A 14,546-nucleotide genomic window follows, 5' to 3' on the forward strand; every position below is an offset into this window, starting at 1 on the left:
GAGGTAGATAGGTTCGAGGTGGAAGTGTGGTGACACATGGAGCTGACGAATACTAATCGATCGAGGACTTAACCAAAATGTTTGAAACATTCAATGCACCGTTTATCCAGTTTTGAAAGAATAATTTCTTTCAAGGGTTTCAAGATACGAGTAGTTCGAGGAAGCGATGGAGAGAGGGAAGGAGCGTACTCAAGTACGTGACTGACTGAACGACAGAAGCTGACGAAGAAATGCGACGTATATTGAAAGCCGTAAATAGTCTAGTGATGATGGCAAAGAGGTCACACCCGTTCCCATACCGAACACGGAAGTTAAGCTCTTTAGCGCCGATGGTAGTTGGGGGCTTCCCCCTGTGAGAGTAGGACATTGCTAGGCAAATGACACAGTTAGCATTCAGCTGACTGTTTTTTTATTGTTAAAGAAATTATAGATTTTTTAAACACGAATAACTTAAGACATAGTTATAGTCTTAAGCTAAAATACTGCATCCTCAAGGTCGCTCGGGAAAAAATAGTAAAGCAAATCCTTTTACATCAGGCTCTCAATCTCTCTGTGCATAAGGAGTATGGCTGGTATCGTAAACACTATGTCCTGTGGTATTTATGGCCAGCACATATTGAATATAAACGATCTTTTTAGAGCATTTATTCTTTATAAGAAAAAAGTATAAAATGTCTATAAGAATAATGTAACTTTCTCAAAATACTATTTCTCAATTTCGCCTTCTGAATCCTCTTGGCTTTTATCACTTATACCCACAATTAATTTATCATCAAGCTTATTGTCCTCTAGCTTTTCAGTAATTCGCTTCTGAATATTTTGAATCCGTAATTTTAAATCCTATAGTTTATCGTATTTACGATTTATAAAAATTCCTCTACTAGCATCTAGATTAACTTCACTTTCAAGTTGATTATCCTCACGCGTCAATGCATTGTAGACCATATGTAATGTTTTGGCCTGTTCAAGGGACGCAGTTTTCGATAATATATCTTCAGTTGTATCTGTTGATTTATCTTTATTCAGTAGAAGACTCCCACCTCTACAGGTAGTGAGATGAATGCGGTTTTGATTCCTTTTCAGTGGGTGTCCAAACACCTACTGAAATAGAGGAACTCAGGCTAAGATCTTCACATCCTGTGAAAACGCCTGAGTGACCAACATCATGTTGCTGCCGCTACGTTAGCACTACGCTTTCGCACAAAAAAACATCATGTTGCTGCCGCTGCGTTAGCACTACGCTTTCGCACAAAAAAACATCTGTTGGCCCAAAGCCTCCAGCGGATGTTCACGGATTTTCAAAGAAATGAATAAAAGGATGTTAGCCTAAAACCTTCGCATCCTGCGAAAACGGCTAACTGACCTGCATCGGTAAAAACGCCACGTCCTGTGGCATTACCGAAATGACCGACATCGTGTCAACCCTCGTGCAGGCCTGGGCACAATTCAAAATCTGGACGCAATTACGCCAAGGCGAAATTGATTTTTGGTTGCTGCTCTGTCTACATTAGGGTTTTTGTGGAATTGTGCATCAATATTGGCAAGTTGCTTATCAAGTTCCTTTAACTGTTCTTTAATCGCAGCAATGCCGCCACCGTTATCTAATGTACGCTCAGTCAAACTGCTTTCTATTTCTTGGGTGCTTTCAAGTTGTTTTAATAAGCTTTCAATAAGGCTCGTTTTGCTCTACTGGTCATTAAATAAATTTTGTGCTTGTTGACCGGCTGTTAATGTGTCTTTTTGATTGAAGTTTTGTTTCTGTAATGAGTTCTTTTTAGTTGCTAATATAGAAGCTGTCTTATAAAGACTTAATAAAACTGAACCAACTAAAATTTCCATTTTCACCTCTTTCGTAAGGTGTATCTGGATTTCATTGAATGCTTATACCTGTATTATTAATTATATCCAAAATTGGCTGATGTAATGGGATGATAAATATCATTGAAAAATGAGAGCTTTGGAACCCAAAGTGGTTTCTTTTTTGTATTGTGATATCATAATTATGTGAATGAAACGAAATTGGAAGGAAGAACAACTTGGGAAAAAGACAAATTTGGTATGAGGTAGAAGAAAACGAGTCAATTGAAGATTGTCTGGCAAGAATGCGACAAGATGGTTTCATAGCAGTTGGCAGAAAAGAAGAACCGATTTTTCACTTAGTTAATGGAGAACCTACATTTTTACGTCAAAAAATACAATTTAAAGCGATGCCCTATCAAGAAACTGAATAGTTTTGACTAAAATCCGAACGTTTGTAAATAGCTAAAATAAAATGTTCGCATTTTTACATTGACGATAGTGAAATCACTTGTTAAAATGTGAGAAGGAAAAACAAATAAGGTCCCACATATATGCTAGAGGATTGGCTCTAGTGTCTCTACCCGGCACCGTAAATGCTGGACTATGCGGGAAAGCGCTTTTGGCATGTTACGGAAGGTATATGTACAGGAATGTACTTTTGCATATTCTTTTCTTAATAAGTCCTCAAGTAAACTGCTTTCACGTATATGGTAGAGTAGTTTATTTGGGGATTTTCTTTGTTTAACTTATTTCAGCGGGTGTCCAAACATCCGCTGAAATAAGTTAAAGCCTCCAGCGGATGTCACGGAAATCGGAAAGGAGTTCAATATAGGAAGTTTGCCTAAAATCATCGCATCCATGCGATAACGGCTAACTGACCTGCATCATGCAGGCCTAAGCACAAAGCCGATTCCGGACGCAATTATGACGAGGCATAATTGATAAAGAAAAGAATTGCAGTAGCTATTTGAAGAATAATGGCTTGCACAATATTTTAATCATTTTTCTATCGTTTAAAAGGAGCGACAATTCATGAATCCGAAAATCAGTGTCATTATGGGGAGTTCAAGTGACTGGGAAACAATGAAACATGCATGTGATATATTAGATGAATTACAAGTACCGTACGAAAAAAAGGTTGTGTCTGCCCATCGTACCCCAGATTTAATGTTTGAGTATGCAGAGTCAGCACGTGAGCGAGGTATTCAAGTGATTATTGCGGGTGCAGGAGGGGCTGCACATTTACCAGGAATGGTTGCAGCAAAAACAACGTTACCTGTAATTGGCGTGCCCGTACAATCTCGTGCTTTGAATGGTCTTGATTCTCTATTATCAATTGTCCAAATGCCTGGGGGTGTACCTGTAGCAACAGTTGCAATAGGCAGAGCAGGAGCGACAAATGCAGGTTTGCTTGCAGCGCAAATTTTGTCGACAACAGATACAGAGCTTGCTACTAAACTAGATGCTAGAAGAGAAACAATAAAGCAACAAGTATTGGAAAGCACAGGTGACTTGGTGTGACAAAGATTATTTATCCAGGGCAAACGATCGGTATTATTGGAGGTGGGCAGCTCGGTCGTATGATGGCACTTGCTGCAAAAGAAGTTGGCTTTAAAATTGCCGTTCTTGAACCAACAATGGACTCTCCATGTGGACAGATTGCAGATATCCGTATTGTGGCACCATATGACGATGAGGCTGCTTTAGAGGAGCTTGCAGAAGTAAGTGATGTGATCACTTTTGAGTTTGAAAATATCGATTATGATGGACTAAAACGCTTAACACAAATGGCTTATGTACCACAGGGTGCAGAACTAGTACGTATTACACAAAATCGAGTGACTGAGAAGGAAGCAATAGTGAAAGCTGGTTGCCCAGTAGCACCTTATATTGTTGCAAATACTTATGAGGAATTAGTAGCCAATATTGATACGATTGGTTATCCTTGTATAGTCAAAACAGCAAGAGGTGGTTATGATGGCAAAGGACAGCAGCTTTTAAAATCAGCACAAGACCTGCCATTAGCAAGGGAGCTTTTCTCTCATTCCCAATGTATTGCTGAGGGATTTGTACCTTTTGTAAAAGAGGTATCTGTTATTGTCCAAAGAAACGGTAATGGTGAATCCTACTGTCAGCCAGTTGGAGAAAATATTCATGTTCATCATATCTTACATGAAACCATTGTGCCAGCCCGTATAAAAGAAGAAACAGCTCAGGCTGCAGAACGAGAAGCTTTGAAAATTGCTGATTACTTACATTTAGTCGGAACGCTTGCGGTAGAGATGTTTGTATTAGAAGATGGTGGCATTATGATTAATGAATTAGCACCTAGACCTCATAATTCAGGTCACTATTCAATAGAAGCATGTAATGTTTCACAGTTCCAACAGCATATTCGTGCTGTATGTGGTTGGCCGCTACGAAAACCACAGCTTTGGGCATCATCTATTATGGTCAATGTTTTAGGGCAGCATGTCATGCCACTTAGTAACTCAATTGCTAAATATCCTGAATGGTCAATACATCTTTATGGGAAAGCTGAAGCTAAAGTGAACCGTAAGATGGGCCACGTAACGATTATGACAAAAGACTTGGAGAAAACACTACAACAAATCGAGGGTTCTGGCATTTGGTCAGAATAGAAGGAGATACGCGATGATCGAACGTTACACAAGACCCGAAATGGGCGCAATTTGGACAGAGCAAAATAAATATCAAGCTTGGCTAGAAGTTGAAATTTTAGCATGTGAGGCTTGGGCAGAAATAGGAGACATTCCAAAAGAAGATGTAGCTAAAATACGTGAAAATGCTTCATTTGATGTTAATCGTATATTAGAGATTGAGCAAGAAACACGTCATGATGTTGTAGCATTCACACGTGCTGTCTCTGAAACACTTGGTGAAGAGCGAAAATGGGTGCACTATGGTTTAACTTCTACTGATGTAGTTGATACAGCTCTTTCTTATTTGATTAAACAGGCAAATGATATTTTACACAAAGACATCGTGAATTTCATTGATATTATTGCAGCAAAAGCAAAAGAGCATAAGTATACGGTCATGATGGGTCGTACACATGGTGTTCATGCTGAGCCAACAACTTTCGGTTTAAAACTAGGTTTATGGTATGAAGAAATGAAGCGTAACCTTGAACGCTTTGAAGCAGCAGCAAAAGTAATTGAAACAGGGAAAATGTCTGGAGCTGTTGGAACATACGCCAATATCGACCCTCGTGTTGAACAGTATGTTTGCGATAAATTAGGGCTAACAGCATCACCTATTTCAACACAAACATTACAGCGTGACCGACATGCACAATATCTAAGTGCTTTAGCGTTAATCGCAACTTCCATTGAAAAGTTTGCAACAGAAATTCGCGGCTTACAGAAATCTGAAACACGCGAAGTGGAAGAAGCCTTTGCAAAAGGGCAAAAAGGGTCATCAGCAATGCCACATAAACGTAATCCAATCGGTTCTGAAAACATGGTTGGTATGTCTCGTTTAATGCGTGGCTATATGGTAACAGCTTATGAAAATGTAGCTTTATGGCATGAACGTGATATTTCACATTCATCTGCAGAGCGTGTTATTTTACCGGATGCAACGATTACTCTTAACTATATGTTAAATCGTTTCGGTAATATTGTGAAAAACTTAACCGTATTCCCTGAAAACATGAAACGTAATATGGGTCGCACTTTTGGTTTAATTTATTCTCAACGTATCTTATTAGCACTTATCGATAAAGGATTAGTGCGTGAAGAAGCGTATGATACAGTACAACCTTTAGCGATGCAGGCGTGGGACGAGCAAGTTCAGTTCCGTACGTTAGTCGATGCAAGTGAAAAAATTACATCGTATTTAACAAAGGAAGAGCTAGATGAGTGCTTTGACTACAACTACCATTTACAGCATGTTGATATGATTTTTGAACGACTAGGACTTAACTAATATTTATTTAGCCTGCTTAAAATGAATGTTAGAGCCACTAACGGATGTATCAGAATTGAATCATTACGGTTCAATTCTGAATAATTCGCACGTATTTCATAATATCCAGGGGGAATAACGATATGACTAAAGGTCAACTTTTGTATGAAGGCAAAGCAAAAAAATTGTATACAACAGAGGAGCCAAATGTGTTGCTTGTTGAGTACAAGGATAGTGCCACAGCATTTAATGGTGAGAAAAAGGAAGAGATTGAGGGAAAAGGTGTTTTAAATAACCGTATTACTTCATTAATATTCGAAAAATTACAAGCAAACGGAATTGCGTCACATTTCGTAAAACAATTATCTGATACACAACAGCTTGTAAAAAAAGTAGAGATTATTCCGATAGAGGTTGTAGTTCGTAATATAGCAGCAGGTAGTTTAGCGAAACGCCTTGGCTTAGAGGAAGGAACGCCATTAAAACGTCCAATCGTTGAGTATTATTATAAGGATGATGAGCTGGGTGATCCGTTCATTACAACGGAGCATATTGATGTACTTGATCTTGCAACGCCTGAAGAAGTGACAGCTATTTACGATGGTGCTTTAGCTGTTAATAAAGTTTTGCAGCCAATCTTTGCGGATGTTAATGTTACGCTAATCGACTTTAAATTGGAGTTTGGACGTGACCATGATGGAAACGTGCTATTAGCGGATGAAATTTCACCAGATACATGCAGACTTTGGGATGCAACAACCAATCAAAAGTTAGACAAAGATGTCTTTCGTCGAGACCTTGGTAATTTAACTGAAGTTTATACTATTATACTTTCTAGACTCGGAGGCAAATAACAATGAAAAAAGTTAAAATTTACGTAACATTACGCGAGAGCATTCTTGATCCACAAGGCTCAGCTGTACAAGGTTCTTTAGTAAAGATGGGGTACACTGAAGTAGAAGATTTACGTATTGGTAAATATCTTGAACTATCAATTAAAGATACAGAACGTGACATTGATACTCTAGTAAAAGAAATGTGTGCAAAGGTTTTAACAAACGTTGTAATCGAAGACTACCGTTATGAAGTCGAGGAGGCTAACTAATCATGAAATTCGCAGTACTCGTATTCCCTGGGTCCAACTGTGATATCGATATGTATCATGCGATTAAAGATGAGCTAGGTGAAGAAGTTGAATATGTATGGCATACAGCAACAGATCTAAGTGGCTTTGATGGTGTATTAGTACCAGGAGGATTCTCGTATGGGGATTATCTTCGTTGTGGTGCAATGGCTAATCAATCTAACATTATGACAGAGGTTAAGAAGGCAGCAGATGCTGGTAAACCAGTACTAGGTGTTTGTAATGGATTCCAAATCCTAACGGAAGCAGGTTTATTGCCAGGTGCATTACTGCGCAATAAAAACTTGAAATTTATGGGCCGTACAGTACAGCTAAAGGTTAACAATAACAATACATTATTCACAAATCAATATGAGTCAGGCCAAATTATCAATATCCCTATCGCACATGGTGAGGGTAACTACTACTGTGATGAGGAAACTTTACAGAAATTAAAGGATAACAATCAAATCGTGTTCACTTACTCAGGTGAAAATCCAAACGGATCTTTAGAAGATATCGCAGGGATTATAAACGAGCGCGGCAATGTATTAGGGATGATGCCACACCCAGAGCGAGCTGTTGATGCACTGGTGGGCGGCTCAGACGGTCTAGCAGTATTCAAATCAATTGTGAAGCAGTGGAGGGAAAATCATGTCAACAACTAAGTTTGAGCCAACAGCACAGCAAATTAAAGATGAAAAGCTATACGCTGGTATGGGGATGTCAGACGAAGAATTTGCAATGGTAGAAGGTATTTTAGGACGACTACCTAATTGGACAGAGACAGGTCTTTTCTCAGTAATGTGGTCTGAGCACTGCTCTTACAAAAATTCAAAGCCAGTGTTACGTAAATTCCCTACAAAGGGACCTCAAGTTTTACAGGGACCAGGTGAGGGTGCAGGTATTGTCGATATTGGTGACGAACAAGCAGTTGTATTTAAAATGGAATCACATAACCATCCATCGGCGATTGAGCCTTATCAAGGCGCTGCAACAGGTGTGGGCGGTATTATCCGTGATGTTTTCTCAATGGGTGCACGTCCAATCGCAATGCTGAACTCACTACGCTTTGGGGAATTAAAATCAGCGCGTGGTAAATATTTATTTGAAGAAGTAGTTGCTGGTATCGCAGGTTATGGTAACTGTATCGGAATTCCTACTGTAGGTGGAGAGATTCAATTTGATCCTTGCTATGAAGGTAATCCTTTAGTTAATGCTATGTGTGTCGGTTTAATTGACCATAAAGATATTCAACGAGGAATTGCTGCTGGTGTAGGTAATACAGTGATGTATGTTGGAGCAAAAACAGGTCGCGATGGTATTCATGGTGCAACATTTGCTTCTGAAGAGTTAACTGAGGAATCAGAAAACCAACGTCCAGCAGTACAAGTAGGGGACCCATTCATGGAGAAGCTTTTACTTGAAGCATGTTTAGAGGTTGTTAAATCTGACGCCCTAGTTGGTATTCAAGATATGGGGGCGGCTGGTCTTACTTCTTCTTCAGCAGAAATGGCTTCAAAGGCTGGTTCTGGTGTAGAAATGAACTTAGACTTAGTACCACAACGTGAGACAGGTATGACAGCGTACGAAATGATGTTATCTGAATCTCAAGAACGTATGTTATTAGTTGTGAAAAAAGGTCGCGAAGATGAAATTAAAGTGATTTTCGATAAATATGATTTAGATGCTGTAGCAATTGGTCATGTGACAGATGATAAAATGCTTCGTCTATTACACAACGGTGAAGTAGTAGCTGAAGTGCCTGCCGATGCACTTGCAGAAGATGCACCAGTTTATCATAAGCCATCTGCAGAACCTGCTTACTATGCAGAATTCCAAGCGATTGAGAACACTGAGCCAGTGGTAACAGATTACAAAGAAACTTTAAATGCACTTTTACAAGCACCTACAATTGCTTCAAAAGAGTGGGTTTATGATCAATTCGATTATCAAGTTCGTACATCAACAGTTGTTACACCAGGTTCTGATGCTGCTGTAATTCGTGTGCGTGGCACAAATAAAGGTTTAGCAATGACAACAGATTGTAACTCTCGTTATATTTATTTAGATCCAGAAGTCGGTGGTGCTATCGCAGTAGCTGAAGCAGCGCGTAATATCGTTGCAACTGGTGGTACGCCACTTGCTATTACAGATTGCTTAAACTTTGGTAATCCTGAGAAACCAGAAATCTTCTGGCAAATTGAAAAATCAGCTGATGGTATTTCTGCTGCTTGTACAGCCTTAAATGCTCCAGTAATTGGCGGTAACGTATCTCTTTACAATGAACGATCAGGCGAAGCAGTTTACCCAACGCCAACAATCGGTATGGTAGGGCTTATTGAAGACTTAGCTCATGTAACAACTCAAGAAGTAAAAGCTGCTGGGGATGTAGTATTTGTGATTGGTGAGACAAATACTGAGTTTGGCGGATCAGAGCTTCAAAAGTTAGTAAACAATGGAGTTATTTCAGGTAAAGCACCATCTATCGATTTAGCAGTTGAGGCTACACGTCAGCAAGCATTACTGAAGGCTATTAAAGCTGGGCTTGTACAATCTGCTCATGATGTGGCTGAGGGTGGTCTTGCTGTTGCCATTGCTGAATCAACATTTAGTGCAAACGGTCTTGGTGTTGACGTAACATTAACTGGCTCAGCAACAACAGCATTGTTCAGTGAAACACAGTCCCGTTTTGTGGTAACAGTAAAAGAAGAAAATGCAGCTGCATTTGTAGAAAACGTCAAAGATGCGGAGAAAATTGGTGTCGTAACAAACGATGCACTTGTTAAAATCAACGGGGACCAAGGTGTGCTTGTAGAAGGTACAGTGGAGGAATTCCGTTCTAATTGGAAAGGAGCAATCCCATGCTTGCTGAACTCAGAGGCTTAAACGAAGAATGTGGGGTGTTTGGTATTTGGGGTAACCCAAGTCCTGCACACCTTAGCTATTACGGGCTACATGCTCTTCAACACCGTGGACAAGAAGGTGCTGGAATCGTTGTTTCAGACGGTCAGCATCTTCGCGCGGTGAAAGGCGAAGGACTAGTTAATGATGTATTCAACGAAGATAAATTAAAGGCAGTGAACGGCAAAGCGGCTATTGCACATGTTCGTTATACGACTGCTGGTGGTGGCGGTATTGAAAACGTACAGCCATTATTATTCCACTCCTCAACTGGTAGCCTTTCAATTGCCCATAACGGTAACTTAGTCAATGCGACACATTTAAAACAGTATTTAGAGCGTCAAGGTAGCATTTTCCATTCTAGCTCTGATACGGAAGTGCTGGCGCATCTTATTAAGAAAAGCTCGCATTCACCATTCCGTGCGAAGGTGAAAAATGCCCTCTCTTTATTAAAGGGTGCGTATTCTTTCTTAATCATGACAAAGGATGAAATGCTTGTTGCACGTGATCCACATGGTTTACGTCCACTATCTCTTGGAAAGTTAGGAGATGGCTGGGTGGTAGCTTCTGAAACTTGTGCATTTGATTTAATCGGCGCAGAATTTGTTCGTTCTGTTGAGCCTGGTGAATTATTAATTATAAACGATGAAGGCGTAAAGTCAGATCGTTTTGCAGAAATGGATAAACGTGCAATGTGCGCAATGGAGTATGTTTATTTAGCTCGTCCTGACTCAGATATTGATGGAATTAATGTCCATATGGCACGAAAACGTATGGGTAAACAGCTTGCTCGTGAATGTGCACATATTGAGGCTGATGTTGTAACAGGTGTACCAGACTCAAGCATTTCTGCAGCAATTGGTTTTGCTGAGGAAAGCGGTATTCCTTATGAGTTAGGTTTAATTAAAAATCGTTATGTAGGTCGTACATTTATTCAACCAACTCAGGAATTACGTGAGCGCGGGGTAAAAATGAAACTTTCCCCAGTTGTACAAGTTGTGAAAGGGAAACGAGTTGTGATGGTAGACGATTCAATCGTTCGAGGTACAACTTCCCGACGTATCGTTAAAATGTTGAAGGATGCAGGTGCAGCAGAGGTACATGTTGTGATTTCTTCACCACCAATGACAGATCCTTGTTATTATGGCATCGATACGTCGACACATGAAGAATTAATCGCATCTAGCCATAATGTAGATGAAATCCGTGAAGCAATCGGTGCAGATACATTAACATTCCTTTCTGTTGAAGGTATGGTGGAAACGATCGCACGACCATATGAAGACGAAAATCGTGGGCTATGCCTAGCTTGCTTTACAAGTAAATATCCAACGGAAATTTTTCCAGATACAATCTTACCACATGAAAAAGAACTATTACGTTAAGAAAAAAATTCAATCACGCCTAGCATTGCAAGACGCAGGTGTGCCAAGGTGATTTGGATGATAAGGAGGATCTCTGCGTGTCAAAAGCATATGAACAAGCAGGTGTAAATATTGAAGCAGGCTATGAAGCCGTAAAACGAATGAAATCTCATGTTGAACGCACAAACCGTCTAGGTGTGATGGGTACGTTCGGTGGTTTTGGCGGTATGTTTGACTTGTCAGAACTAAATCTTAAGGAGCCTGTTCTTATTTCAGGTACAGATGGTGTTGGGACAAAGCTTAAGCTAGCCTTTATGGTGGACAAGCATGATACGATTGGCGTGGACTGTGTAGCTATGTGTGTGAACGATATTGTGGCACAAGGTGCTGAACCACTGTACTTTTTAGATTATGTTGCACTTGGTAAAGCTGAACCAGCGAAAATTGAACAAATTGTCAAAGGTGTTGCAGATGGCTGTGTACAATCTGGTGCAGCATTAATCGGTGGTGAGACGGCAGAAATGCCAGGTCTTTATGAAGAGGATGAGTATGATTTAGCAGGTTTTGCAGTAGGTGCATGTGAAAAATCAGCCATCGTAACTGGCGAAAAAATCGCTGAGGGTGACGTGCTTATTGGTATCGCTTCAAGTGGTGTGCATTCAAACGGTTATTCCTTAGTGCGCAAAATTGTTTTTGCGGATAATGATTATGCAGTAGATGCGATTGTGGAAGGCTATGAGGATCTTGGTCCTATTGGAGAAGCTTTATTAGTGCCAACAAAATTATATGCAAAACCTGTTCTTGCAGCTTTAAAAGCAGCAGATGTTCATGGCTGCGCACATGTAACAGGTGGTGGCTTTTATGAAAATCTTCCTCGTATGATGCCAGAAGGGTTAGCAACTGAAATTGACTTAGGTTCATGGCCAGTGCTACGTATTTTTGAGTTTTTGAAAGATAAAGGTCAGCTTGAGGATAAAGATTTATATAATGTCTTTAACATGGGCATCGGCTTCGTTTTAGCGGTACCTGCGGATGCAGCAGACAAAGTGATTGCTACAGTGGAAGCAAATGGTGAAAAAGCATATCAAATCGGTCGCGTTGTCAAAGGCGAGGGTGTTGTATTTAATGGCTCACATGATGGGAGTTTAGTGTAATGACTGCACCAGCTAAAATTGCCGTTTTTGCCTCAGGCAGCGGTAGTAATTTTCAGGCCATTCAAGAGGCGATTGAACGTGGCGAGCTACATGCAAAAGTCGAGCTTGTTGTGACAGACAAGCTTGGCGCGTTTGTAGTGACACGTGCCGAGAATTTTAGTATTCCAGTACTAGCTTTAAACCCAAAAGAGTTTGCTTCAAAAGCAGATTATGAGACAGCTATTATCGAGGCTTTACAGGAATGTAATGTGGAATGGATTGTGCTTGCTGGTTATATGCGACTGATTAGTGAAGTATTACTGTCAGCATTTCCACAGCGCATCGTGAATATCCATCCGTCATTATTACCAGCTTTCCCAGGTAAGGATGCTATTGGGCAAGCTATGGAACATGGAGTCAAAATAACAGGTGTAACTGTGCATTTTGTAGATGAAGGTATGGACACTGGTCCTATAATTGCACAAGCAGCAGTTGCCGTTATTGATGGTGACCGTGAGGCAACAGAAGTGGCTATTCATAAGCAAGAGCATGTACTATATACGAAAGCTTTACAGCAATTATTAAAGTAAATCATTGATGTGGAGTTAGGGCTGCTTACTGAATACCTAACTCTACTCCATCAATAATCGCAAGACATTTTCGTGGCAAACACGATAAAAATTAGGAGGATATTGTTGTGACAAAACGTGCATTAATCAGTGTTTCCAATAAAGATGGTATTTTAGAATTTGCAAAAGAACTAGTAGCATTAGGTTATGAAATTTTATCAACTGGTGGTACAAAAAAAATGCTACAGGACAATCATGTTGCTGTAACTGCAGTTGATGAAGTAACTAAATTCCCTGAAATTTTAGATGGTCGTGTAAAAACATTAAACCCATTGATTCACGGTGGTTTATTAGGAAAATTCGACGATGCTTCTCATCAAGCACAAATGAATGAGCATGGCATTGAGCCAATTGAGATTGTATGTGTCAATCTTTATCCGTTCGTTGAAACAATTTCAAAGCCTAATGTAACATGGGATGATGCTATCGAAAATATTGATATCGGTGGTCCAACAATGTTACGTTCTGCAGCTAAAAACCATCAATATGTCACAGTAATTGTAGACAGCAATGACTATGCAAACGTATTAGAGGAACTAAAAGCAAACGGTACAACAACAATTGAAACGCGTCGTAAGCTAGCTGCAAAAGTTTTCCGTCACACAGCTGCCTATGATTCCTATATTTCAAACTACTTAACAGAAGAAGAGTTTCCAGAGAGCTTAACAATGACATATGAATTAAAACAAAATTTACGCTATGGTGAAAATCCTCATCAAAAAGCGGCATTTTATCAAAAACGTCTTGGCTCAGATTTCTCATTAGCTTATGCAACGCAATTACATGGCAAAGAATTATCATACAATAACATTCAGGATGGCAATGCAGCATTACAAATTGTCAAAGAATTTGAAATGCCAGCAGCAGTTGCTGTAAAACATATGAACCCTTGTGGTGTTGGTACAGGAGTAACATTAGAGGAAGCATTTGATAAAGCATACGCTGCTGATCCTACATCTATATTTGGTGGCATTATCGCATTAAACATGGAAGTGGATGCAGCAACGGCTGAAAAATTAAGTCATATTTTCTTAGAAATTATTATTGCACCTGCCTTTACGCAAGAAGCACTTGATATTTTAACGCAAAAGAAAAATATTCGTTTGTTAACAATTCCTTTTGAGCAAGCAAAACAAGATAATTTCAATGTAGTATCTGTAGAAGGTGGACTTCTCATTCAAGAACCAGATCGTTACGGCTTTGCCAATGCTGATATTAAAGTAGTGACAGATCGTGAACCAACAGAACGAGAATGGGAAGCATTACAGCTTGGTTGGTCGGTTGTCAAACATGTAAAATCAAATGCAATTGTCGTAACTGATTCTCAAATGACGCTTGGTGTTGGTGCAGGTCAAATGAATCGTGTTGGTGCTGCTAAAATTGCTTTTGAGCAAGCTGGTGAAAAAGCAAAAGGTGCTGCATTAGCATCTGATGCGTTCTTCCCAATGAGTGATACAGTGGAAGCAGCTGCGGCAGCTGGTATTACGGCAATTATTCAACCAGGCGGCTCCATTAAAGATCAAGATTCTATTGATAAAGCAAATGAGTATGGTATTACAATGGTATTTACTGGTGTACGCCACTTTAAACATTAATCAAAATATATTAAATTCTACAGACCGAGATGTTGGTTCATCTCGGTCTTACTTACAAATAGGAGGAT

14 protein-coding genes, 1 rRNA gene and 1 riboswitch are annotated in these 14,546 nt (G+C 39.8%); of the genes, 13 read left to right on the top strand and 2 right to left on the bottom strand.

Features of this window, described 5'->3' with window-relative positions; genetic code table 11:
- The first annotated feature begins 259 nt into the window (after positions 1-259).
- Positions 260-375: ribosomal RNA gene (rrf, locus tag AC3WOM_RS12100) — 5S ribosomal RNA — on the top strand.
- Between the two features lie 1,071 nt (positions 376-1,446).
- Here rrf and AC3WOM_RS12105 read toward each other — a convergent pair.
- Together AC3WOM_RS12105 and AC3WOM_RS12110 are read right to left on the bottom strand one after the other, a co-directional pair.
- The gene (locus tag AC3WOM_RS12105; RefSeq protein WP_492447003.1) at positions 1,447-1,620 is read right to left on the bottom strand and encodes a hypothetical protein; all 174 of its coding nucleotides are present in this window, start codon (positions 1,618-1,620) and stop codon (positions 1,447-1,449) included.
- Positions 1,621-1,686: 66 nt separating this feature from the next.
- Entirely contained in the window at positions 1,687-1,839 is a 153-nt protein-coding gene (locus AC3WOM_RS12110) for a hypothetical protein (RefSeq protein WP_492447005.1), read from the bottom strand.
- Positions 1,840-2,036: 197 nt separating this feature from the next.
- On the opposite strand from AC3WOM_RS12110, the gene AC3WOM_RS12115 reads away from it, so the two are divergent.
- The 12 genes from AC3WOM_RS12115 (at position 2,037) to purH (ending at position 14,478) form a co-directional block, all read left to right on the top strand.
- Complete coding sequence (locus AC3WOM_RS12115; RefSeq protein ID WP_492447007.1) at positions 2,037-2,231, top strand: NETI motif-containing protein; 195 nt, start codon at positions 2,037-2,039, stop codon at positions 2,229-2,231.
- A gap of 94 nt (positions 2,232-2,325) precedes the next feature.
- A riboswitch (purine riboswitch) is annotated at positions 2,326-2,424 on the top strand.
- A 408-nt stretch (positions 2,425-2,832) separates the two neighbouring features.
- A complete protein-coding gene (gene purE, locus AC3WOM_RS12120; protein ID WP_492447009.1) occupies positions 2,833-3,321 on the top strand; it encodes a 5-(carboxyamino)imidazole ribonucleotide mutase in 489 nt (162 codons plus the stop codon).
- Complete coding sequence (gene purK, locus AC3WOM_RS12125; protein ID WP_427548359.1) at positions 3,318-4,442, top strand: 5-(carboxyamino)imidazole ribonucleotide synthase; 1,125 nt, start codon at positions 3,318-3,320, stop codon at positions 4,440-4,442. The genes purE and purK overlap by 4 nt, the downstream gene beginning before the upstream one ends.
- A gap of 13 nt (positions 4,443-4,455) precedes the next feature.
- The gene (gene purB / locus AC3WOM_RS12130; protein WP_427548361.1) at positions 4,456-5,751 is read left to right on the top strand and encodes an adenylosuccinate lyase; all 1,296 of its coding nucleotides are present in this window, start codon (positions 4,456-4,458) and stop codon (positions 5,749-5,751) included.
- Positions 5,752-5,873: 122 nt separating this feature from the next.
- The gene (gene purC, locus AC3WOM_RS12135) at positions 5,874-6,584 is read left to right on the top strand and encodes a phosphoribosylaminoimidazolesuccinocarboxamide synthase (RefSeq protein WP_427548362.1); all 711 of its coding nucleotides are present in this window, start codon (positions 5,874-5,876) and stop codon (positions 6,582-6,584) included.
- Positions 6,585-6,586: 2 nt separating this feature from the next.
- The gene (gene purS, locus AC3WOM_RS12140) at positions 6,587-6,835 is read left to right on the top strand and encodes a phosphoribosylformylglycinamidine synthase subunit PurS (RefSeq protein ID WP_286925698.1); all 249 of its coding nucleotides are present in this window, start codon (positions 6,587-6,589) and stop codon (positions 6,833-6,835) included.
- A gap of 2 nt (positions 6,836-6,837) precedes the next feature.
- On the top strand, positions 6,838-7,521 hold the full coding sequence (gene purQ, locus AC3WOM_RS12145; protein WP_427548365.1) for a phosphoribosylformylglycinamidine synthase subunit PurQ: 684 nt from the start codon (positions 6,838-6,840) through the stop codon (positions 7,519-7,521).
- Positions 7,508-9,742, top strand: a complete 2,235-nt coding sequence (gene purL, locus AC3WOM_RS12150; RefSeq protein WP_492447013.1) for a phosphoribosylformylglycinamidine synthase subunit PurL — start codon at positions 7,508-7,510, stop codon at positions 9,740-9,742. The genes purQ and purL overlap by 14 nt, the downstream gene beginning before the upstream one ends.
- Positions 9,718-11,142, top strand: a complete 1,425-nt coding sequence (gene purF, locus AC3WOM_RS12155; RefSeq protein WP_492447015.1) for an amidophosphoribosyltransferase — start codon at positions 9,718-9,720, stop codon at positions 11,140-11,142. The genes purL and purF overlap by 25 nt, the downstream gene beginning before the upstream one ends.
- A gap of 77 nt (positions 11,143-11,219) precedes the next feature.
- Positions 11,220-12,275 carry a phosphoribosylformylglycinamidine cyclo-ligase gene (gene purM, locus AC3WOM_RS12160; RefSeq protein WP_492447017.1) on the top strand — a complete coding sequence of 352 codons (1,056 nt, stop codon included), beginning with the start codon at positions 11,220-11,222 and terminating at the stop codon, positions 12,273-12,275.
- Complete coding sequence (gene purN / locus AC3WOM_RS12165) at positions 12,275-12,844, top strand: phosphoribosylglycinamide formyltransferase (RefSeq protein ID WP_492447019.1); 570 nt, start codon at positions 12,275-12,277, stop codon at positions 12,842-12,844. The genes purM and purN overlap by 1 nt, the downstream gene beginning before the upstream one ends.
- A gap of 107 nt (positions 12,845-12,951) precedes the next feature.
- Positions 12,952-14,478 carry a bifunctional phosphoribosylaminoimidazolecarboxamide formyltransferase/IMP cyclohydrolase gene (gene purH, locus AC3WOM_RS12170; protein ID WP_492447021.1) on the top strand — a complete coding sequence of 509 codons (1,527 nt, stop codon included), beginning with the start codon at positions 12,952-12,954 and terminating at the stop codon, positions 14,476-14,478.
- Positions 14,479-14,546: the final 68 nt, after the last annotated feature.

It is taken from the genome of Lysinibacillus sp. FW301-JW8 (genome assembly GCF_058788755.1).